Origin of the sequence: Maritimibacter dapengensis, from assembly GCF_019218265.1 — a bacterium.
Taxonomy (GTDB): domain Bacteria; phylum Pseudomonadota; class Alphaproteobacteria; order Rhodobacterales; family Rhodobacteraceae; genus Maritimibacter; species Maritimibacter dapengensis.
Genome location: NZ_JAHUZE010000001.1, coordinates 204,909 through 226,696, shown reverse-complemented (window position 1 = coordinate 226,696; position 21,788 = coordinate 204,909). Strand labels below are relative to the sequence as shown.

Genomic DNA, 21,788 nt, shown 5'->3' with positions numbered 1-21,788 from the left:
GTCGCGACAGGCAGGGGAGGATCGCATGGCATTTGAAGACGACGCCGCCGCGCTGATCGGTGCGGCGCATGTGCTGACCGGTGCGGACATGGCGGCCTATGCCACGGACTCTACCGGCACCTACGTCTCGGATCCGCTTTGCGTCCTGCGCCCCGGCACGACGGACGAGGTCTCCGCGCTTTTGCGGCTTGCCAACGACAGCGCGACGCCCGTGGTCCCGGTTTCGGGCAACACGGGCGTGTCGGGCGGAACCTTCGCCGCGGGCGCCGCGATGCTGTCGCTCGAGCGGCTGAACCGGATTCGAGACATCCGGGACGCGGCGCGAATAGCGGTGGTCGAGGCAGGCGTCATTGTCGAGACGTTACAGAACGCCGCCGCAGAGCGGGGGCTGTTGTTTCCCGTGAGTTTCGGTGCGCAGGGCTCGGCGCGTATCGGCGGTATTTTGTCGACGAACGCGGGAGGGTCCAACGTTCTGCGTTACGGAAACACCCGCGCACAGGTTCTGGGCGTCGAGGTGGTTCTTGCGGACGGGCGGGTGATGGATCTGATGACCGACCTGCACAAGGACAATTCGGGCTACGATCTGCGCGACCTCGTGATTGGCGCGGAAGGCACTCTTGGCATCATCACGGCAGCGGTCGTCAAACTGGTCCCGGCCCCGGCCCGCCACGCCACCGCGATATTGGCGCTGCGCGACCTGCCCGCGGCGCTCACCCTTCTCGGCAGGTTGCAGGCGGCGAGCGCGGGCGCCGTGGAAGCGTTCGAATACATGCCGAGAAGCTACGTCACAAGACATCTGGAAATCGCGGAAGGCGCGCGCGCTCCCTTCGATGCCTCATACGATGTGAACGTGCTGGTTGAACTCGGCGGCCCGGCAGAGCTGGCCGAGACGTTCGAGACCGAGCTTGAAAGCGCATTCGAGAGCGGCGAAATCCTGGACGCCGTCATCGCCCAGTCGGAAGCCCAGCGGCGCGAGATGTGGACACGACGCGAGGCCGCGGCGGAAGTCGCCTTTTCGAAAGCACCCGTGGTCGCGACGGATATCGCGTTGCCGCTCGACCGGGTCGACTCGTTCTTTCCTGCTGTCAGGACGGCGCTCGCAGAAATCGACGCGGACTTCGAGGATACCTCGGTCGCGCATCTTGGAGACGGCAATATCCACTACGTGGTCTATCCGACCCGCGACGAGCCCGGGTTGAAGGATCGGCTCATGCAAACGGTCGAGAAGATCGCGACGGACATGGGCGGCACGTTCTCTGCGGAACACGGTGTGGGACTGTCGAAGCGCCCCGCCATGACCCGGCACAAGGACCCGGTCGCGTTGGAGGTGATGCGGGCGATCAAGGTGGCGCTCGACCCGAAGGGGATTCTCAATCCGGGGAAAGTGATCCCGGACTAGGATTTCCAGTCGAAGAACCCGTCGCCAGCCTGCGCCAGGAGCTTCTCGGCCATCTTGCGGCCAAGCTCCGGCCCGTCTGCGACCGCGCCGGTCACGTCGTCCGACAGCGCCTCGGACCCGTCGGTCCGCAGGATTTCACCACGCAGGCGCAGGGTATCACCCTCGATCTCGGCAAGCCCGGCGATGGGTGTCTCGCAAGACCCGTCGAGCGCCGCGAGAAACGCTCGCTCTGCCGCCAGCCTGTTCTCGGTCAGCCGGTCATGGATCGCAGCCAGCATCTCGCCAGTCATATCGTCATGGGCGCGCCGTTCGATCCCGATTGCCCCCTGTGCAATTGCGGGAAGCATGTCCTCGGGCGCGATGGCGCCATGCGGCACCTCTTCCAGCATGCCGAGACGGGTCAGCCCGGCCATGGCGAGAAATGTGGCCTCGGCCACCTCGTCGCGCAGCTTGGACAGCCGGGTCTGCACGTTGCCCCGAAACTCGACGACCTTCAGGTCCGGTCGGCGATTCAGAAGCTGGGACTTGCGGCGAAGCGACGAGGTTCCGACCACCGCGCCCTCGGGCAGATCGGCAATACCACTGGCCGACAGCGACACGAAGGCGTCGCGCGTATCTTCGCGCGGAAGGAAGCAGTCGAGAATCAGCCCGAGCGGCTGTTCGGTCGGCATGTCCTTCATCGAATGCACCGCGATGTCGATGCGCCCGTTGAGAAGCTGCTCTTCGATTTCCTTGGTGAACAGACCTTTGTTCCCGATCTCTTTCAGCGGGCGGTCGGCGTCGATCATCGCCCGGTCATCGCCGGTCGTCTTGATCACCACGATCTCGAAGGCCGTCTCGGGCAGGTCATGCGCCTTCGCAAGCCTGTCACGCGTCTCATAGGCCTGCGCGAGCGCGAGCGGCGAGCCGCGCGTGCCGATCTTGAGGGGCTTGGTCGGGTCTGGACGAGTCAAAGTCATGCCGGCACGTTTAGACGCGACCGATTGCCCTGTCCATGCCCTGCCCGCTTGACATATCCGCGCAGATTGCCGACCCAAGCCGGGCTGCGAAAGGATCCATGAATGACCAAGCTTCTGCTGCGTGCCCTTGCGGGTGAAACTCTTCCCACCCCGCCGATCTGGATGATGCGCCAGGCCGGGCGCTACCTGCCCGAATACCGGGCGACGCGGGCAGAAGCCGGGGACTTCCTGTCGCTGTGCTACAATTCCGATCTCGCCGCCGAGGTCACGCTTCAACCGATCCGGCGCTTCGGGTTCGATGCGGCGATCCTGTTTGCCGATATTCTGCTCCTGCCGCAGGCGCTGGGAGCCGACCTCTGGTTCGTCACGGGCGAGGGGCCGCGGCTGTCCACCATCACAAGTAAGGCGGATTTCGCGAAGCTTGCCGGAAAGGACGACATTCACGACCACCTCGCACCAATTTATGAAACGGTGCGCATCTTGTCGCGCGAACTGCCGGAAGAGACCGCGCTGATCGGTTTTGCAGGTGCGCCGTGGACGGTCGCGACCTACATGATCGCGGGTCAGGGCACCAAGGATCAGGGGCCGGCACACGCGCTCAAGGCCGAGAACCGCGACCTGTTCGTGACACTCATCGACTTGTTGACCGAAGCGACCATCGAGTACCTGTCGAAACAGGTCGAGGCGGGCGCCGAAACGGTCAAGATTTTCGACAGCTGGGCCGGGTCGCTCGCGGGACGGGATTTCGACGACTTCGCGCTGGAACCGGCAAAACGGATCATCACGGAACTCAAGGCGCGCCACCCGGGGCTTCCCGTCATCGCCTTCCCGCGCGAAGCAGGCGAACGTTATGTGGGCTTTGCCAAGGCAACCGGCGCGGATTGCGTGGCGCTGGACAATTCCGTGAGTGCGGACTGGGCTGCGGAACACGTGCAGGTCGACGGCTGCGTGCAGGGCAACATGGCGCCCGGGCATATGGTGACGGGTGGTCAAGCGCTTGTGGACGAAGCGCAGGCGATCACACGTGCGTTTCGGGGCGGCCCGCACATCTTCAACCTCGGTCACGGGATCACGCCCGATGCAGACCCGGACAACGTGGCGAAAATGATCGAGGCGGTGCGTTCGGCCTGAACCACTCTGATCCAGGTGGCTGAAAGCTCCGGGGAAGCGAGCAGGGCGCGGTCCGAGATCAGACGAGCGTCACCCGCGCAGGGCCGGTAGACCTATCCCGGTCGATTGGAAGCCGCCATCCACCGCGATCACCTGCCCGGTCACATAGCTCGCCTTGTCCGAACACAGAAAGACGATCACGTTCCCGATCTCTTCCTCCGAACCATAGCGATTGAGCGGGATCGCGTCGTGATAGGCGTCGATGATATCCTGCGTGTGAACGGCCATGGCGAGCTTCGTGCGCACCGGGCCGGGACAGACGCAGTTGACGCGCACACCATGCTCGCCCCATTCCGCCGCCTGCTGCTGCGTGAGATGCATGACGCCCGCTTTGGATGTGCCGTAAGCCACCCGAAGCGTGCTCGCCCGCAGACCCGAGATCGACGCGATGTTGACGACGGCGCCACGGCTTTCGGCCAACGCAGAAGCGCAAGCCTGCGAGACAAGGAACACGCCGTCGAGGTTGGTCTCCATCACGTCGCGCCAACGCTCGAAATCCGTCTCGGCAATCGGGCCGAAATCCGCGACGCCGGCGTTGTTGACCAGCGCGTCGATACGACCGGACCGCTCCAGGACATCGGAGACCATATGTTCGACAGCCGCCGGGTCCGACACGTCGCAGACCACCTGGAATGCGCCCGGAACCTTCGCTTCCATGAGAGCCGGCGCGTCCCGGTCGATCATGGCGACCTGCCATCCCTCCTCGACGAAGAGTTTCGTGGTCGCGAGCCCGATACCACGGGCGGCCCCCGTGACGATTGCGGTTTTCATGAAATCCCCCCCGATGCGAACGGCGCGACCCTAAGGTCGTTGTTCATGTTCGGCAACGGGGATGAAGGTGAGAGGCTGGACAACGACCCAAGCGGGGCTCGTTACGGCTGCTTCCTTCCGGACCTGACCGGGTTGGCGAGGCGCCTGCCCGCGCCAACCTCTCAATCCGGGTATTTAGGGGAAGTGCCGCAGGGTTTCAACCCGTCCGGGCTTTGACAGCCCCGCCCAGCGCGGCTAGGCCGTTCAGGGCAAAAAAAGGGGAAGCGACATGGACTTGAGCCAATTGGCCTTTCGCACCGGAGGGCTGGAGCGCGCCGCGCATCTCAGGACGGAATGGGAAACGCTCTGGCCCAAGGCGCGAATCCTTCCGATGTGGCGCGGGCGGCCGCTGGTCGCAGGCACCACCGGAAAAGGCGGGACATTGCGCCTGTGCCTTGTCGCCTCAGATCATCCGATCGCTGCCCTTCAGACTGCGGAACCTCTGTTTCTGGGCCAGGACGCGACCAGCCCGCTCTTCGCTGCTGACATCTCCGGCTGGTCGCCGGAGGATACGGCGCGCGACGGCGGTCCGGGCGATCCGGGCGAGGCACAGCCGGCCCCGGCCATCGGCGATCTGCCGGACGACGCACGGTTCCCGGACATGCGCGGAATCCTCATGGGGCTGACCGCCTATGAGGGCGAATTGGCCGCGACCGCGCGTGGGATCATCGAATGGCACCGCTCGCACGGCTTCTGCGCGTCCTGCGGCGCGAAATCGAACGTATCGCAGGCCGGGTGGCGGCGCGATTGCCCGGCGTGCGGCAAGATGCATTTCCCGCGCACCGATCCGGTCGTCATCATGCTCATTACCCACGGCAATTCCATCCTCATGGGCCGCTCTCCAGGCTGGCCCGACCGGATGTATTCGCTTCTCGCCGGGTTCATGGAACCGGGCGAAACCATCGAAAGCGCCGTGGCGCGCGAGGTAGCCGAGGAAGTCGGGCTGCAAATCGGGCCAGTCCGCATCTTCGCGAGCCAACCCTGGCCATTTCCGGCTTCACTGATGATCGGCTGCGCTGCCGAAGCCCTGTCGCGCGACATGCACGTGGACCCTGTCGAGATCGAGGACGCCCTCTGGATCACCCGCGAAGACCTCGCGGATGTCTTCGCCGATACGCATCCTGTGATCCGCAGGCCGCGTTCGGGCGCAATTGCACAGGTTTTGATGAAGAATTGGCTTGCCGGGACACTCCCCTGACACCAGTATCCCGCGCAAATCACCCCGGGGGCATACCGGGGGGCGCGGGCGGCCGGTCGGGCCGACATCGAGCAGAAAGGGATCAGCGGGAATGAAACTCTCCACGCGCGAGGATATCGCGGCGCCGATCGAAGCGGTTTTCAAGCATATCTCCGACTTCGGCTGGTTCGAGCGGGCCGCGATGCGACGCGGTGCCGAGGTGGTTCGCACAGACAAGATCAAGGAACCTGGCGCGGGCATGTCCTGGCATGCGGAGTTTCCTTTCCGCGGGCGCGACCGCAAGGCCGACGTGGACCTGACCCACTACGCCCCGCCCAACGAGATGACCTTGCAGATGCGAGCCGCCGGACTGGAAGTGCATTGCGCCATCGACCTCATGGCCATGTCGCGCAGCCGCACCCGGATGAACGTCACGATGGAAGCCATTCCCCGCACGATCCCCGCCCGCCTCATGATCCAGTCGGCCAAACTCGCCCGGACCAGCATCCAGAAACGCTATCGCCGCCGGATCGCGGAATACGCCGCAGAGCTCGAAGAACGCTGCCAGTCGCGCGGCTTCTGATCTTCATCGTGCCTTAAATATGCAAATCCCCGAGACCCGATCCCTCGGATCGGGGCGAGACATCATGTGTTCGCGCAAGCGAACGCCGTTCGGTTACCCGTTCCGGCGCGGGTCGGCGGGATAGACGCCGAGGATGTCGAGGTTTGCGGTGAAGTATTCCAGCTCTTCGAGGGCGCGCGCGACGGCAGGGTCGTCGGGGTGCCCCTCGATATCGGAATAGAACCGGGTCGCCGTGAAGCTTCCGTCGATCATGTAGCTTTCCAGCTTGGTCATGTTCACGCCATTGGTCGCGAAGCCACCCATCGCCTTGTAAAGCGCGGCGGGAATGTTGCGGACTTCGAAGACGAAGGTGGTCATCATCACCTCGGCACGGCGCGCAAGGTCGATGTCGCGCCCCATGATAACGAAGCGGGTCGTGTTATGGCCGTGATCCTCGATATCGCGCGCCAGCACGTCCAGACCATAGATCTCGGCGGCGAGTTCCGAGGCCAGCACGCCCTCGCCCGGTGTCTTGTGGACGGCAAGATCGGCGGCGGCCCCGGCACTGTCGGCGGCCGCATGGGCCTTGATCCCGTGGGTGCGCAGGAATTGCGCCGATTGCGGCAGGAGCACGAGATGTGCGCGCACGTCGCGCACCTCTTCGAGCTTGACCCCCGGCAACGCCATGAGCGCGATACGCACCCGCAGGAACGCCTCGTCCAGAATGTGCAGACCGCTTTCGGGCAGCAGGCGATGGATGTCGGCAACCCGCCCGTAGGTCGAGTTCTCGACGGGCAGCATCGCCTGCTCCGCGCGGCCCGACCGCACTGCCTCGATCACGTCCTCGAAGGTGGCGCAGGGCAGCGCCTCCATGTCCGGGCGCGCCTCCTGGCAGGCCTGATGGCTATAGGCGCCCGGCTCGCCCTGAAATGCGATGGTCTTGGTCACGCCCGGTCCCTTTCCCGTGAAGCACCGCCTAGGACGGCATTTAATACAATTTGCCGCGCCTCATATCGCTTGAAACCTGTCAGTTAAAGCGTGTAGACACCCGGCTGACTCTGCAAGAACGGATCGCGACATGTTCGACACAATGACCCTCACCAAGGCTGGTGCCGCCGTTTGCGCGGCTCTGCTGATTTTCCTTTTCTCGAATTGGGCCGCCGAAGCCTTGTATCACACCGATGTCGCGGAAGCGCATGGTGACGATCACGGCGAAGAAGCCGATGCGCATGGCGCCTCGAAAGGCTACGTGATCGCTTCGCTCGAGGGCGACGCTGGTGGCGAAGAAGAGGAAGCGGTCGAAGTGAGCTTCGAAGAAGTCTTTGCCTCCGCCGATGCCGGTGCTGGCGAACGCGTCTTCAACAAGTGCAAGGCCTGCCACAAGCTGGACGGCTCCAACGGCACCGGCCCGCACCTTGACGGTGTTGTCGGACGCGCGGTCGCCGCAGTCGATGGCTTCGGATATTCCGACGCGATGGCGGCGCATGGCGGCGACTGGACGCCGGAAGAGCTGAACGCATTTCTTGAAAACCCGCGTTCCGACATCGAAGGCACCAAGATGTCCTTTGCCGGGCTCAAGGATGTCGAAGACCGGGCGAACCTGATCGCCTATCTCGCCGAAAATTCGTAACTCGGCACGACGACGACAAGATCGGGCCGCTTCGCATCCGCGAGGCGGCCTTTTTCGTGAGTTATGTATAGGTCCTGCAATCCACCTCACGAATTCTCGCCTTGAATGTGGGCGTGGCGCGGCCTTACGCTGTTCCAAACAGATAATTCAGCCGATGCAGGAGACCCCATGACGCCCCATCGCCCGCGTGCCCGCGCAGCAGCATTTCCACGCACTTCCCCGATGCCGCTCATGGCCCTCGCCCTCGCCGCTGCAGGCCTTGTCGCCGCCGCGCCCGCCGCCTTCGGTCAGGACGTGACCGAAAGCCATGCTTTCTCGAACTTCGGCGAAGTGAAGTATGGGCCGGACATGGAGCATCTGGATTACGTGAACCCGGATGCGCCGAAGGGTGGCGAAATCTCGATCTCGGCGCAGGGCACGTTCGACAGTTTCAACAATTACTCGCGCAAGGGCGTGTCGGCGGCGCTGGCGACGATCGGGTCGGAGAGCCTCCTGGTCTCGACGCTGGATGACCCCTATGGCCTGTACTGCTTCCTCTGCACGACGATGGAATATCCCGAAGACCTTAAGTGGGTGACGTTCAACCTGCGTGATGACGTGACCTTCGCGGACGGCACGCCGATGACGGCAGCCGATGTCGAATATTCCTTCAACCTGTTTCTCGAACAGGGGATCACCGAATACCGCGCCATCGTCGAAGGCTTCATCGAAGAGGTCGATGTGATCGACGATCACACGATCAAGTTCACCTTCACCGACCAGGCTCCGATCCGCGAACGGATCGGCTTCGCGGGGGGCACGCCGGTGTTCTCGCAGGCGTGGTTCGAAGAGACCGGCACCCGGCTCGACGACAGTTCCAACGAACCGTTCATGGCCACCGGCGCCTACGTGCTCGAAAGCAAGGACTTCAACCGGCAGATCATCTATGCCCGCAACCCGGACTATTGGGGATCGGACCACCCCATGAGCATCGGGCGCAACAATTTCGACCACATCCGGGTCGAATACTTCGCCGACAGCCAGGCCGGGTTCGAGGCGTTCAAGGCAGGCACGTTCACCTACCGGATAGAGAACTCGTCGCTGATCTGGGCGACCGGTTACGACTTCCCGGCGTTGAACGAGGGCAATGTCATCAAGGAAGAAATTCCCGACGGCACCGTGGGCACCGCCCAGAGCTTCGTCTTCAATCTCGACCGCGAGACATGGCAGGACAAACGGGTGCGCGATGCGGTCGGCATGATGTTCAACTTCGAATGGTCGAACGAGGCGCTGTTCTACGGGCTTTACGACCGGGTCGACAGCTTCTGGCCGGGCACCGACCTTGCCGCCACCGGGACACCGTCCGAGGGCGAGGTCGCGATCCTTCAGCCCTTGGTGGACGAAGGGCTGCTCGACGCTTCGATCCTCACCGACGAGGCGGTCATGCCGCCCGTGAACACGGCGGAGCAGAACCGCCCGCCGCGTAGCGTCTACCGCGAAGCCGGTCGGCTGCTCGAAGAGGCGGGTTGGACCGTCGGAAGCGATGGGTTGCGTCGCAACGAGAACGGCGACCTCCTGTCGCTGGAACTCCTGTCCTATGCGCCGACCTTCGACCGTATCCTGAACCCCTATATCGAGAACCTCCGGCTTCTGGGCGTGGATGCGGAACTCAACCGTGTCGATACCGCGCAATATGTCGAAAACCGGCGCGCCGGAGATTTCGACGTCACGAACCACTCCATTTCAATGGGGTTCGAGCCGGGGATCGGGCTGGAGCAATGGTTCGCGTCGAAGACCGCCGATGACAGCTCGCGCAACCTCATGCGTCTGCGCAACGACGCCGTGGACCGGATCATTCCGCAAATCGTCGCATCCGAAACGCTCGACGAGCTTAAGACGCGCACCCACGCGCTCGACCGGGTTCTGCGCTCCATCGGGTTCGCCGTGCCGCAATGGTACAAGCCGACGCATACGGTCGCTTATTGGGACATGTTCGGGCGCCCGGACGAAATTCCGCCGCTTGGCTTGGGCTATCTGGACTTCTGGTGGTATGACGCCGAGAAGCATCAGGCGCTCAAGGACTCGGGCGCGTTGCGTTAACGGCGAAAGGACCCCATGGGCGCCTATATACTTCGCAGGCTGCTGCTCATAATCCCGACGCTGTTCGGGATCATGGTCATCAACTTCACCCTGACCCAGTTCGTCCCCGGTGGACCGATCGAACAGATCATCGCCCAGATCGAGGGCGAGGGCGACGTGTTCGGTGCGATTTCGGGCACGCCGGGGGACTTCGCCAGTTCCGGCGGCGGCAATGATGCACAGGGCGGTGAATATGCCGGTGCGCGTGGGCTGCCACCCGAGTTCATCGAGGAGCTGGAGCGCGAGTTCGGCTTCGACAAGCCGCCGGTCGAGCGTTTCTTCACGATGATCTGGAATTACATGCGGCTCGACTTCGGTGAGAGTTATTTCCGCTCCATCGGGGTGTTCGAACTGGTGGCCGAGAAACTCCCGGTGTCGATCACGCTCGGCCTGTGGTCCACCCTGATCGCCTATATCGTCTCGATCCCCTTGGGCATCCGCAAGGCCGTGAAGGACGGGTCTCGTTTCGACACCTGGACATCCGGCCTCATCATCGTGGCTTACGCCATCCCCGGCTTCCTCGTCGCGATCCTCCTGCTCGTCCTGTTCGCGGGCGGCACGTATTGGCAGATCTTCCCGCTTCGGGGTCTGACCTCGGACAATTGGGAAGAGCTTTCGGTTATCGGCAAGGTGCTCGACTATTTCTGGCATATCGCGTTGCCGGTCTTCGCCTCGACCATCGCGAGCTTTGCGACGCTAACCCTGCTCACCAAGAACAGCTTTCTTGACGAGATCAAGAAGCAATACGTCATCACCGCGCGCGCGAAGGGCGTGAAGGAAAGCCGCGTGCTCTATGGCCACATCTTCCGCAACGCCATGCTGATCGTGATCGCGGGTTTTCCCGGTCTGTTCATCGCGGTGTTCTTCGGCGGGTCGCTTATCATCGAGACGATCTTTTCGCTCGATGGGTTGGGGCGGCTCGGGTTCGAGGCCGCCGTTGCGCGCGATTATCCGGTCATCTTCGGCACACTTTTCGTCTTCGGCCTCGTGGGCCTCGTCATCGGTATCCTGTCGGACCTGATGTATGTGCTGGTCGATCCACGCATCGACTTCGAGAAGCGGGAGGTGTGACATGACCGCCAACCCCGACACCTCGCCCAACACCCGCGAGCCGGCGCAGACCGCGCCGATCCCGACACCGCGCAAACGCCCGTTTCTGTCGCCGCTGAACCAGCGCCGCTGGCGCAATTTCAAACGCAACCGCCGGGCCTTCTGGTCGCTCATCATCTTCGGGTTCATCTTCGGGCTGACGCTGTTCGCCGAGTTCATCGCGAACGACAAGCCGATCCTCGTGAGCTACAACGGCAAACTCCACGTGCCGATCTTCCAATTCTATCCGGAAACGGCCTTTGGCGGCGATTTCCGAACGGAAGCGGTCTATGGCGAAATCGAGGTGCAATGTCTGATCGCGTCTCAGGGATCGGAGCTCTGCTGGGACGATCCCACCGGCATTTTAGAGGACGCGCAGGACGGCGAGGTAGCGGGAGAGCCTATCACAAAGGGGTGGATGCTTTGGCCGCCGATCCCCTACAGCTACGACACGATCAACGACATCGGGACGGCAGCGCCTTCGGCCCCGGATGCGGACCACTGGCTCGGCACCGACGATACGGCGCGCGACGTGCTTGCCCGTATCATCTATGGCTTCCGATTGTCGGTGCTGTTCACCATCATCGTGACTGTCGCCACCTCTCTCGTCGGGATCGCTGCGGGCGCGGTGCAGGGCTATTTCGGCGGCTGGCTCGACCTGATCTTTCAGCGTATACTGGAGATCTGGGCCTCCACCCCGTCGCTCTACGTCATCATCATCCTGTTCGCGATCCTGGGGCGAAGTTTCTGGCTTCTGGTGTTCGTAACGGTTCTGTTCGGCTGGCCCGCCCTTGTCGGCGTGGTGCGGGCCGAGTTTCTGCGGGCGCGCAATTTCGAATATGTCCGAGCCGCCAAGGCGCTTGGTGTGTCGAACCGGACCATCATGTTCCGTCACATGCTCCCGAACGCGATGGTCGCCACGCTGACGATGCTGCCCTTCATCATCACCGGAACCATCGGAACGCTCGCCGCGTTGGACTTCCTCGGCTACGGGCTTCCGTCCTCGTCGCCCTCGCTCGGCGAGTTGACGCGGCAGGCGAAGCAGAACCTTCAAGCCCCCTGGCTGGCGTTCACCTCGTTCGTGACCTTCACCGTGCTCCTGTCATTGCTCGTCTTCATCTTCGAAGGCGTGCGGGATGCCTTCGACCCCCGAAAGACCTTTGCATGAGCCTTCTGACGGTCAAGAACCTTGGCGTGACCTTTCGACAGGACGGGGCGGAAATTCCGGCCGTGAAAGGCGTTTCGTTCAAGGTTGGCAAGGGTGAGACCGTGGCGCTCGTCGGCGAGTCCGGGTCCGGCAAATCCGTCTCAGCACTGTCGACCGTGTCGCTGCTTCCGGAAAGCGCGACCATCACGGGGTCGGTCACTTATGACGACCAGCAGATGGTCGGCGCGTCGGATAAGCTTCTGCGCAAGGTCCGGGGCAACGACATCAGCTTCATTTTCCAGGAGCCGATGACCTCGCTCAACCCGCTGCACACGCTTGAAAAGCAGTTGCGCGAGTCGATCGAGCTGCATCAGGGGCTTGAGGGCGACGCGGTGCGCAAGCGGATCATCGAACTGCTCGAGCGTGTCGGCATCCCGGACCCTGAGACGCGGATCAAATCCTATCCGCACCAGCTTTCGGGCGGGCAGCGCCAGCGCGTGATGATCGCCATGGCGCTTGCCAATGATCCCGACCTCCTGATCGCCGACGAACCGACGACAGCGCTCGACGTCACCATTCAGGCGCAGATTCTAGACTTGCTGGCCGACCTAAAGGCAAGCGAGGGCATGTCGATGCTGTTCATCACCCACGACCTTGGGATCGTGCGCAAGATCGCGGACAGGGTCTATGTGATGAAGGACGGCGAAATCGTCGAAGAGGGTCGCACCGAAGAGCTTTTCGCCAATCCGCGGCATCCCTACACGAAAATGCTCCTGTCGGCACAGGCGAGCGGACATCCGGAGCCGGTCGCCCAGGATGCTCCCGAGATCGCGTCGACAGAAGATCTGCGCATCTGGTTTCCGATCCAGCGCGGGTTCCTGCGCAGGACGGTCGGCCATATCAAGGCCGTGAATGCCGCGACGCTTTCGGTGCGGGCGGGCGAAACGGTCGGGATCGTGGGGGAATCCGGTTCGGGCAAGACAACTTTGGCGCTTGCCGTCATGCGGCTGATCTCGTCCGACGGCCAGATCGTGTTTCTTGGCGACAATATCCAGGGCTGGAAGTCGCGCGAGTTGCGGCGTCTGCGCCGCGACATGCAGATCGTGTTCCAAGACCCTTACGGCTCGCTCTCGCCGCGCATGACATGCGCCGAGATCATCACCGAAGGGCTGGACGTGCACGGTATCCCGTCGGGCAAGAGCCGCGAGGAACTCGTCCGGGACATCATGATCGAAGTGGGCCTCGACCCCACGACCATGCACCGCTACCCGCACGAGTTTTCCGGTGGTCAGCGGCAGCGGATCGCGATTGCGAGGGCAATGATCCTGAGACCCAAACTGCTCGTTCTGGACGAGCCGACCTCGGCGCTGGACATGACCGTGCAACAGCAGATCGTGAAGCTCTTGCGCGACCTGCAAAAGAAATACGGGCTGGCGTATCTTTTCATCTCACACGACCTGCGCGTGGTGCGGGCGCTGGCGCATAAGGTGATGGTGATGAAGTCCGGCGACGTGGTCGAACAAGGCGACGTGGATCAGGTCTTCGACGCACCCGAAACGGATTACACGAAGGCGCTGATGGCCGCGGCGTTCGACATCGAAGTGGCGGACGGGGCGTCGATGTAACGCCCCTGCCCGGACGTGACCTCAGCCCTGACCGGCCTCGATCACCGCACAGGACGACGACCGCGCAGACAGCCGGCGGCAGGCGAGCTCGGCGCCCTCTTTGGTCATGCCGACGAAGTTCGCATTGAACCCCTGCCGCGATTTCGAAACCTTCCGAAGCGCCTCGCCCAGGGTCGACAACTCGGCCAAGGCAGTCTTCAACAGCACGCGATGCGCCTCGTAATGTGAACCATAGGTTCCGACGTTGATGCCCCAGTGACGACCGCCAGAAGTCGACATCCGAGTCACGACCTGCGGTTCACCGGCGGCGGGTTCGGGCGCGCGTTCGACCGAGGCGAGGATCACGCCGTCGGGCCGTTCGGGCGGTGGCGGGGCGGCCTTGGGCGCGGCCATTGATGCGGCGATGACCTGAGCGTTCCCCGACTCGACGCTGGCTTGTTCCGACTGCGCGGACGCGGCAGGCGGCTCAGGAGCCGGGAGTTCACCGGCTTCGGCCACCTGTATCGTTTCTACCTCCGCACTCGGGTCGGCGGACCCTTCTGCGACGACTGCCGGTTCATTGGTTGTCTCGGTCGAAGCGGTTTCGGTCTCGGTTTCTGCCGCCGCAGCTTCAGCGACTTCCGCGAGCACGGCATCGACGGCCTCGTCGACTTCGGCCGCCATCTGGGCGGTCAGGATCGGCTCGGGCTTCGGTCTCGGTTTCGGATGTATCGACTTGGTCGGCGCGACGACGATGCGAATCGTCTTGCCCACCCCGCCTTCGTCCAGCACGTCAGGGCCGTTCGCCACGAGTGCAGGCGCCCCGGCACCGATGCCGGAGTTTCCGAGATAGGGCGGCGGTGTCGGCCGGCGCACGGCGACACGTTCCGGCACGCTCTTGAAGCCCATGTTCATGAGTTCCGCGACTTTCGCGTTACGGGCCGCCGTGGATTGGCCGCCGAACACCGTGGTGATGATCCGTTTGTTGCCACGGTGGGCCGAGGCGACGAGGTTGAAGCCGGCGGCACGTGTATACCCGGTCTTGATGCCGTCGGCACCCTGATAGGACGCGAGGAAACGGCGGTTCGTATTGGGGACAGTCTTGCCCCCGACTTCGGTGCTCTGACGCGAGAACAGGTTGTAGTATTCCGGGTGGTCGAAAAACAGGTGGCGTCCGAGCGTGGTCATGTCACGTGCCGTGGACATATGCCCCGCCTCGGTCAGACCATGCATGTTCTTGAAATGCGTGCGGCTCATGCCGAGCGCCTTCGCGGTGCGGTTCATCCGGCGGGCGAAGGCCGCTTCGGACCCTGAGATCGCCTCACCCAATGCAGTGGCGGCGTCGTTGGCCGATTTCACCGCCGCAGCACGGATCAGGTAGCGCAGACGCACCTGGCTGCCTTCGCGGAACCCGATCTTGGAGGGCGGTTCGCTGGCCGCCTTGCGCGAAATGGTGACGAGCGAGTCGAGGTCGATCTCGCCATTCTTGACCGCCTCGAACACGATGTAGAGCGTCATCATCTTGGTCAGAGAGGCCGGGTGAAGCTGCGTATCCGCGTTGCGGGAGTGGATGACTTCGCCGGATCGGGCGTCGATCACCATTGCGGCATAAGGTGCCGCCATCGCGCCGATCGGGGCGCTCCATACCACGATGAATATCAAGAGAAGTCGGGCGATTTGCCCGATACGACCAGTCCCGCCGCGTGCCATCACTGCCTCAATCTCCGGGCGTTTGTTTTTTGTGCCCGGTTTTTCTGCTTTGCGATCAGCCTAGCACGACCTTGCGAGTCCGAAAATAGTTAATGAACAAAAGATATTGGGCTTTTTGTTACGCGGGATGCCATATCTAGCGTGTCCGAACTCGAACACAGCAATACGTTGATTGTGGCAGAAATGTGGCGAGTCAGCCGATGCTTTCGATCAACGTCGGTAGCGCGCCGAGCGAAGGCAATTCGCGAAACCGCGGGTGATCGACGGGAGGCTCCGCGTGTTCGAAGGACCAGGTCAACGCGTGCGGAACATGCACGCCCCAGCCGCCCGCTTCGATCGCCGGGATCACGTCGGACTTGAGCGAGTTGCCCACCATCATCGCCGCTTCGGGCGATACGCCGTGCCGCGCGAAAATGTTGGCATAGATCGGTGCTTTCTTGTCCGACACGATCTCGACGCCGTTGAAGAGATCGCCAAGTCCCGACTGCGCGAGCTTGCGCTCCTGGTCGAGAAGATCGCCCTTGGTAATCAGTAGAATGTGATGCGCGTCCGCGAGCGCCGTGATCGTTGCCTCCACGTCCGGCAAAAGCTCGATGGGATGAGACAGCATCTCCTGCCCGGCCGCGATGATTTGTGAGATCACCGACGCCGGCACTTTCTGTTCCGTCACCTCGATCGCGGTTTCGATCATCGACAGCATGAAGCCCTTGATCCCAAAGCCATAGTGACCGAGGTTGCGCCGCTCTGCCGCCATGAGCCGTTCGTCCAGGTGATCGCGTTCCGCATGGTCGGCCAGAAGCTCTGCGAATCGATCCTGGGTCAGCTGGAAGAACTGCTCGTTCTGCCACAGCGTGTCGTCCGCATCGAAAGCAATCGTCTCTAATTTCAAGGACATTTGCGTGATCCTGCCTTTCCGACCCCTTTATTTAGGCATATGTCTCGCTATATTAACGCCCTCAAGCTGACCAGACCCGGAAACACGGAGAGCCTTTTTGCGCTTGGACCCCATCCTGATGGCCGATGACGACGACAACCCGTTCAACGGGGATACGGAACTCGCGGTCAAAACGAAGCCCAAGACGAAGCGGCCACCGCTCTATAAGGTGCTGCTTCTGAACGACGACTTCACGCCGATGGAATTCGTCGTGATGGTGCTCGAGCGGTTCTTCGGCATGAACCATGCGCAAGCGTTCGAAATCATGCTCACGGTCCACAAGAAGGGTCTCGCCGTCGTCGGTGTCTTTTCCTACGAGATCGCCGAGACAAAGGTGCAGCAGGTCATGGAAATGGCCCGGCAGAACCAGCACCCCCTGCAGTGCACGATGGAGCGGGAATAGGCGGCCATGTCGGCCCGTCTCGCCTTCGCGCTGGAGACCGGCGCGCTTTCACTGCCCGAAGGTCGGATCTGCGTTTTCGCGCCGTCTCAGGAGTTCGATCTGACGCCACTTGAGGCTGACCGGGTCGAGATCGTCAGCCGGTTCTACCCGGACGTCGTTGCATGGCAGACGCGCGGATACCGGGTGCTTCAGGCACCCGAAGGCCATTACCAGACCGCCATCGTCACCCTGCCCCGCGCCAAGGATGCGGCGCGTGCGCTGTTGGCTCAGGCGGCCGGGTGCTGTGACCTCCTGATCGTGGACGGGGCCAAGACGGACGGGGTGGACTCGATCCTGAAAGCCATGAAGAAGATCGCGCCACCGCAGGGGACGTTGTCCAAGGCGCATGGCAAAATCTTCTGGCTCGGCGCGCCGGACCTGTCAGAGTGGGTCGGGTCCGAACGCGAATTGGATGGATTCATCACAATGCCCGGCGTCTTCTCGGCCGATGGGCCGGACAAAGGCAGCGTCGCCTTGGTCGAGACCCTGCCTCGCCTGTCCGGCCACGTCGTCGACCTCGGCGCAGGCTGGGGGTATCTCGACCGGTCCATCCTCGCATCCGACAAAGTCACGGCGCTCGACGTGGTCGAAGCGGACCTCACAGCGCTCGACTGCGCGCGGCGGAACATCAGCGATCCACGTGCGAGTTTTCACTGGGCCGACGCGACCCGGTTCAAACCCAAAAGCCTCGTAGATGCGGTCGTGACGAACCCGCCGTTTCATGTCGGTCGCGCCGGTGACCCCGGGCTGGGCCGCGCCTTCCTGGGCCAGGCCGCCGCAATCCTGAAACCCGGCGGGCAACTCTGGGTGGTCGCCAATCGACATCTGCCCTATGAGGACCACCTTCGCGAATTGTTCCGCGAGGTCGAGGAGGCCGGCGGAACCCCCGGCTTCAAGGTTCTGAAAGCCACCAAACCTCTTCGCGCCAAGGGCTGAACCCGCCTAGTCTGGCCGAAACGAATCAGGAGCGCGCATATGTCGTTTTCCATCGCGGGCAAGACCGCCATCGTGACCGGGGCCGCCAACGGGGTCGGGCTCGCCATCGCTCGCCAGTTCATCGACGCGGGCGCGAACGTGCTTTGTGCAGATATGGACGAGGTCAAGCTGGCCGAAGAATTCGGGGCCAACCCGGAGATGGACGTTCTTCCCGAAGCCGGGGAAGAAGAAGCGCCGGACAGCAATGTTCGCATCTTCGCGGGCGACCTGCGCGAGAAACTGACCATCGCGAACCTGCTGTCCGCCACGATCGACTCGTTCGACCGGATCGACATTCTCGTGAATGCTTCGCGCCAGGTCGCCGGGTCCGATCCACTCGATGCCGACGACAAGATGGTCGAGACGCTTCTGGATCAAAACCTCATGACAGCGCTGCGACTGTCACAGGCGGTCGCGAAGCGGATGATTCAACAGGCCAAGGGTCAGGACCTCGACGAAGTGCAATCCATCGGGGCGATCATCAACCTTACATCCATTGCCGCGATCAGGACACGACCGCAACTCATGGGATTCTCGATTTCATCCGCTGCGCTGGAACAGCTGACCCGGTCGCTGGCTGTCGCGCTTGCCCCGTCGAAAATCCGCGTGAATGCCGTTGGCTTCGGATCGGTGATGAGCGCGAGCCTGCGTGACGCCTGCGCCGCGGAACCCGCGCTGCGCAACGAGGTGATCGACGGCACGCCGCTTGGCCGGATCGCGGAAGCGAGCGAAGTGGCCGAGACCGCGCATTTCCTCGCCTCGGACGCGTCTCGGTTCATGACCGGTCAGGTCGTGATGGTCGATGGCGGTCGTTCGGTGATCGACGTGGTAGACACCTACCGCCATTAGGGATTTCGCGGCGGCTGACACCGCCACGACCGGTGGGGGGGAGGCCAGCCTCCCCCCGATCCCCCCTCCGAGGTATTTATGGAACGATGAAGGGATCACGGGCATGTCGGACTTGATGGACGATCAGAAGGCACGGGCAAGCGCCTGGTTTCGAGAACTTCGGGACCAGATCGTCGCGGCCTTCGAAGGCCTGGAAGACACGCAGGAGACCGGACCCTTCGCGAGCGGTTCGCCGGGACGGTTCGAAATGACCCGGACCACGCGCACCGCCGAGGACGGCTCGGATGCGGGCGGCGGATTGATGAGCGTCATGCGCGGGGGCCGGGTGTTCGAGAAGGTGGGCGTCAACGTCTCGACCGTGCACGGCACGCTGGGCGCGGCCGCTCAGCAATCCATGGCCGCGCGGGGCGTGCCGGGGATGGACACCGACCCACGGTTCTGGGCCTCGGGGATTTCGCTGGTCGCCCATATGCAGAACCCGCATACCCCCGCCGTTCATATGAACACGCGCATGTTCTGGACGCCGGGTGCGTGGTGGTTTGGGGGCGGTGCGGACCTCAACCCGTGCATCGAATACGACGAAGACACGGCACAGTTTCATGCCGCCATGAAAGCGGGCTGCGACCCGCATGGCGCGGAGTATTACGACCGGTTCAAGGCCTGGGCGGACGAGTATTTCTACATCCCCCACCGCAACCGCGCGCGCGGCGTCGGCGGGATTTTCTACGACGACCACAACACCGGCGACTGGGAGGCCGATTTCGCCTTTACGCAGGATGTGGGCAGAGCGTTTCTTCCCGCCTTCCTGCCGGTCACCGAGAAGCGGCGCGACACAGGCTGGACGGATGCCGACAAGGACCGGCAGCTTGTTCACCGTGGTCTTTATGCCGAATACAACCTTGTCTACGACCGGGGCACCAAGTTCGGGCTGGCCACCGGCCATGACGCGAACGCGGTGTTGATGAGCCTGCCGCCGATGGCGAAATGGGTGTGACCTCCGTCTGCCGGTGGACGCCACCTGGGTCTGCCACTAGATTTGACCAGACTCGCTTTCGGAGCTTCAATGTCTGACCAACCCGCCACCGAATACCAGGTGCTCGCCCGGAAATACCGGCCGGAGACCTTTGCCGACCTGATCGGTCAGGACGCGATGGTGCGCACCCTGAAAAACGCCTTCGAAGCGGACCGCATCGCGCAGGCGTTCATCATGACCGGCATTCGCGGTATCGGCAAAACCACCACCGCGCGGATCATCGCCAAGGGGATGAACTGCGTTGGGGAAGATGGACAGGGCGGGCCGACCACCTCCCCCTGTGGCAAATGCGAGCATTGCGTCGCCATCGCCGAGGGGCGGCATGTGGACGTGATGGAGATGGACGCGGCCTCGCGCACTGGCGTGGGTGACATTCGCGAGATCATCGACTCGGTCCATTACCGGGCGGCGAGCGCGCGCTACAAGATCTACATCATCGACGAGGTTCACATGCTGTCGACGAGCGCGTTCAACGCGCTTTTGAAGACGCTGGAAGAACCCCCCGCCCATGTGAAATTCATCTTCGCGACGACCGAGATCCGCAAGGTGCCCGTCACGGTCCTGTCGCGCTGTCAGCGGTTCGACCTGCGCCGGATCGAGCCCGAGGACATGATCGGGCTTTTGCGCAAGATCGCGGCGGCGGAGAACGCGGAGATCGCGGATGACGCGCTGGCGCTCATTACGCGGGCGGCAGAAGGCTCGGCGCGGGATGCGACCTCGCTTCTGGATCAGGCGATCAGCCACGGGGCCGGCGAGACCACCGCGGACCAGGTGCGCGCCATGCTGGGGCTGGCCGATCGGGGCCGGGTTCTGGACCTGATGGACATGATCCTGAAGGGCGACACGGCGGGTGCGCTTAACGAGCTAGGCGGGCAATATGCCGACGGGGCAGACCCGATGGCGGTGCTGCGCGATCTGGCCGAAGTCACGCATTGGGTCAGTGTCGTGAAGATCACGCCCGAGGCGATCGAGGACCCCACAGTGTCGCCGGACGAGCGCGCACGTGGTCAGGCCATGGCAAGCTCGCTCTCGGCGCGTATCCTGTCGCGGATGTGGCAGATGCTGCTGAAGGCGATCGAAGAGGTGGGCATGGCGCCAAATTCGATGATGGCGGCGGAAATGGCGATCATCCGCATCACCCATGTCGCCGACCTGCCCAGCCCGGAGGATCTGGTGCGCAAGTTGCAGGACACGCCCCCTCCACCGCCCCCGAGCGCGCCCGCAGGCGGGCCGGGAGCAAACGGATCGGCACCGAGCGCGCGCGGGCCTTCGGCGCCGAACGGGTCGGGCGGAGGCGGCGCGACCGCTCTTGCCCATGACGTCTCGCCCCTCGCCCGCTATGCCACCTTCGACGACGTGATCGCGCTCATCCGCGCCAACCGGGACGTGAAGCTTCTGGTCGACGTGGAGGGCGGGGTGCGGCTTGCCTCCTATCAGCCGGGCCGGATCGAGTTCACGCCGACCGAGAACGCGCCCCATGACCTTGCCGCGCGGCTGGCCGGGCGGCTTCAGGGCTGGACCGGGACCCGCTGGGGTGTCTCGGTCGTCAACGGGGCCGAGGCGCCGACCATCGCCGAGACCCGCGATGCCGAGGAAAACGCGCTTCGCGCAGAGGCGACGGATCACCCGCTGGTAAAGGCCGTGCTGACGGCGTTTCCAAACGCGAAGATCACCGACATCCGCACCGCAGCCGAGATCGAAGCCGAGGCCGAGGTCGAGGCGCTTCAGGAAGTCGAAGACGAATGGGACCCGTTCGACGACGATTGACGCGCTCTTGTGAAGCGCCGGCCGCGTTGCGATATAGGTCACAACTCTCATAAGGAGATCGACATGATGAAAGGTTTGGGCGGCCTTGGCGATATGGCCAAGATGATGAAAGCCGCGCAGGAAATGCAGGGCAAGATGGCCGAGATGCAGGAGAGCCTCGACAGTATCGAGGTGACCGGCGAGAGCGGCGCGGGACTCGTGAAAGCCACCGCCACTGCCAAGGGCGAATTGACCGGGCTGGACATCGACCCGACGATTTTCGACCCGAACGAGAAGGAAGTGGTCGAGGACCTGATCCTCGCCGCGATCAAGGACGCGCAGATCAAGGCTCAGGAACGTTCGACCCAGGAGATGCAGCGCATCACCGAGGAACTCGGATTGCCCGCGGGCATGGCGAACCCCTTCGGCTAACG

At 63.3% G+C, this 21,788-nt stretch carries 20 protein-coding genes and 1 other RNA gene; 15 read left to right on the top strand and 6 right to left on the bottom strand.

What is annotated here, in order from left to right:
* Positions 1-25: 25 nt before the first annotated feature.
* A complete protein-coding gene (locus KJP28_RS01215; RefSeq protein WP_218390408.1) occupies positions 26-1,399 on the top strand; it encodes an FAD-binding oxidoreductase in 1,374 nt (457 codons plus the stop codon).
* Here KJP28_RS01215 and hemC read toward each other — a convergent pair.
* Positions 1,396-2,358 carry a hydroxymethylbilane synthase gene (gene hemC, locus KJP28_RS01210; RefSeq protein WP_218390407.1) on the bottom strand — a complete coding sequence of 321 codons (963 nt, stop codon included), beginning with the start codon at positions 2,356-2,358 and terminating at the stop codon, positions 1,396-1,398. The genes KJP28_RS01215 and hemC overlap by 4 nt on opposite strands.
* Before the next feature lie 102 nt (positions 2,359-2,460).
* Here hemC and hemE point away from each other — a divergent pair, with 102 nt between their 5' ends.
* Positions 2,461-3,489: a uroporphyrinogen decarboxylase gene (gene hemE / locus KJP28_RS01205; protein ID WP_218390406.1), complete on the top strand. Its 1,029-nt coding sequence runs from the start codon at positions 2,461-2,463 to the stop codon at positions 3,487-3,489.
* Positions 3,490-3,558: 69 nt separating this feature from the next.
* Here the strand turns inward: hemE and KJP28_RS01200 are convergent, their stop codons facing one another.
* Both KJP28_RS01200 and ffs read right to left on the bottom strand, forming a co-directional pair.
* Positions 3,559-4,299: an SDR family NAD(P)-dependent oxidoreductase gene (locus KJP28_RS01200; protein WP_218390405.1), complete on the bottom strand. Its 741-nt coding sequence runs from the start codon at positions 4,297-4,299 to the stop codon at positions 3,559-3,561.
* Between the two features lie 65 nt (positions 4,300-4,364).
* An RNA gene (gene ffs, locus KJP28_RS01195) (signal recognition particle sRNA small type) lies at positions 4,365-4,463 on the bottom strand.
* Positions 4,464-4,567: 104 nt separating this feature from the next.
* On the opposite strand from ffs, the gene nudC reads away from it, so the two are divergent.
* Both nudC and KJP28_RS01185 read left to right on the top strand, forming a co-directional pair.
* Positions 4,568-5,536 (top strand): NAD(+) diphosphatase, encoded by a 969-nt coding sequence (nudC, locus tag KJP28_RS01190; protein ID WP_218390404.1) that lies wholly within the window; start codon positions 4,568-4,570, stop codon positions 5,534-5,536.
* Between the two features lie 91 nt (positions 5,537-5,627).
* Complete coding sequence (locus KJP28_RS01185; protein ID WP_218390403.1) at positions 5,628-6,098, top strand: SRPBCC family protein; 471 nt, start codon at positions 5,628-5,630, stop codon at positions 6,096-6,098.
* A 93-nt stretch (positions 6,099-6,191) separates the two neighbouring features.
* Here KJP28_RS01185 and KJP28_RS01180 read toward each other — a convergent pair whose 3' ends face one another.
* Positions 6,192-7,025: a prephenate dehydratase gene (locus KJP28_RS01180; protein WP_218390402.1), complete on the bottom strand. Its 834-nt coding sequence runs from the start codon at positions 7,023-7,025 to the stop codon at positions 6,192-6,194.
* A 130-nt stretch (positions 7,026-7,155) separates the two neighbouring features.
* On the opposite strand from KJP28_RS01180, the gene KJP28_RS01175 reads away from it, so the two are divergent.
* The 5 genes from KJP28_RS01175 (at position 7,156) to KJP28_RS01155 (ending at position 13,686) form a co-directional block, all read left to right on the top strand.
* The gene (locus KJP28_RS01175; protein ID WP_218390401.1) at positions 7,156-7,707 is read left to right on the top strand and encodes a c-type cytochrome; all 552 of its coding nucleotides are present in this window, start codon (positions 7,156-7,158) and stop codon (positions 7,705-7,707) included.
* 168 nt (positions 7,708-7,875) lie between these two features.
* Positions 7,876-9,786: an extracellular solute-binding protein gene (locus KJP28_RS01170; RefSeq protein ID WP_218390400.1), complete on the top strand. Its 1,911-nt coding sequence runs from the start codon at positions 7,876-7,878 to the stop codon at positions 9,784-9,786.
* A gap of 15 nt (positions 9,787-9,801) precedes the next feature.
* Positions 9,802-10,896 (top strand): microcin C ABC transporter permease YejB, encoded by a 1,095-nt coding sequence (locus KJP28_RS01165; protein WP_218390399.1) that lies wholly within the window; start codon positions 9,802-9,804, stop codon positions 10,894-10,896.
* A 1-nt stretch (position 10,897) separates the two neighbouring features.
* Entirely contained in the window at positions 10,898-12,082 is a 1,185-nt protein-coding gene (locus KJP28_RS01160) for an ABC transporter permease (protein ID WP_255552141.1), read from the top strand.
* Positions 12,079-13,686: an ABC transporter ATP-binding protein gene (locus KJP28_RS01155; RefSeq protein ID WP_218390398.1), complete on the top strand. Its 1,608-nt coding sequence runs from the start codon at positions 12,079-12,081 to the stop codon at positions 13,684-13,686. Before KJP28_RS01160 ends, KJP28_RS01155 begins: the two co-directional genes overlap by 4 nt.
* A gap of 21 nt (positions 13,687-13,707) precedes the next feature.
* Here the strand turns inward: KJP28_RS01155 and KJP28_RS01150 are convergent, their stop codons facing one another.
* Together KJP28_RS01150 and KJP28_RS01145 are read right to left on the bottom strand one after the other, a co-directional pair.
* Positions 13,708-15,375, bottom strand: coding sequence for a D-alanyl-D-alanine carboxypeptidase family protein (locus KJP28_RS01150; RefSeq protein WP_255552140.1), 1,668 nt, complete (start codon positions 15,373-15,375; stop codon positions 13,708-13,710).
* Between the two features lie 193 nt (positions 15,376-15,568).
* On the bottom strand, positions 15,569-16,270 hold the full coding sequence (locus KJP28_RS01145; protein ID WP_218390397.1) for an HAD family hydrolase: 702 nt from the start codon (positions 16,268-16,270) through the stop codon (positions 15,569-15,571).
* Between the two features lie 118 nt (positions 16,271-16,388).
* Here KJP28_RS01145 and clpS point away from each other — a divergent pair, with 118 nt between their 5' ends.
* The 6 genes from clpS to KJP28_RS01115 all read left to right on the top strand — a co-directional run bounded on the left by clpS (position 16,389) and on the right by KJP28_RS01115 (position 21,786).
* The gene (gene clpS, locus KJP28_RS01140; protein WP_218391658.1) at positions 16,389-16,712 is read left to right on the top strand and encodes an ATP-dependent Clp protease adapter ClpS; all 324 of its coding nucleotides are present in this window, start codon (positions 16,389-16,391) and stop codon (positions 16,710-16,712) included.
* Between the two features lie 6 nt (positions 16,713-16,718).
* Positions 16,719-17,687, top strand: coding sequence for a class I SAM-dependent methyltransferase (locus tag KJP28_RS01135; RefSeq protein WP_218390396.1), 969 nt, complete (start codon positions 16,719-16,721; stop codon positions 17,685-17,687).
* 39 nt (positions 17,688-17,726) lie between these two features.
* Positions 17,727-18,575 (top strand): SDR family NAD(P)-dependent oxidoreductase, encoded by an 849-nt coding sequence (locus KJP28_RS01130; RefSeq protein WP_218390395.1) that lies wholly within the window; start codon positions 17,727-17,729, stop codon positions 18,573-18,575.
* 103 nt (positions 18,576-18,678) lie between these two features.
* On the top strand, positions 18,679-19,569 hold the full coding sequence (gene hemF / locus KJP28_RS01125) for an oxygen-dependent coproporphyrinogen oxidase (RefSeq protein ID WP_218390394.1): 891 nt from the start codon (positions 18,679-18,681) through the stop codon (positions 19,567-19,569).
* A 69-nt stretch (positions 19,570-19,638) separates the two neighbouring features.
* On the top strand, positions 19,639-21,375 hold the full coding sequence (locus KJP28_RS01120) for a DNA polymerase III subunit gamma/tau (RefSeq protein ID WP_218390393.1): 1,737 nt from the start codon (positions 19,639-19,641) through the stop codon (positions 21,373-21,375).
* 63 nt (positions 21,376-21,438) lie between these two features.
* Positions 21,439-21,786 (top strand): YbaB/EbfC family nucleoid-associated protein, encoded by a 348-nt coding sequence (locus KJP28_RS01115; RefSeq protein WP_218390392.1) that lies wholly within the window; start codon positions 21,439-21,441, stop codon positions 21,784-21,786.
* Positions 21,787-21,788: the final 2 nt, after the last annotated feature.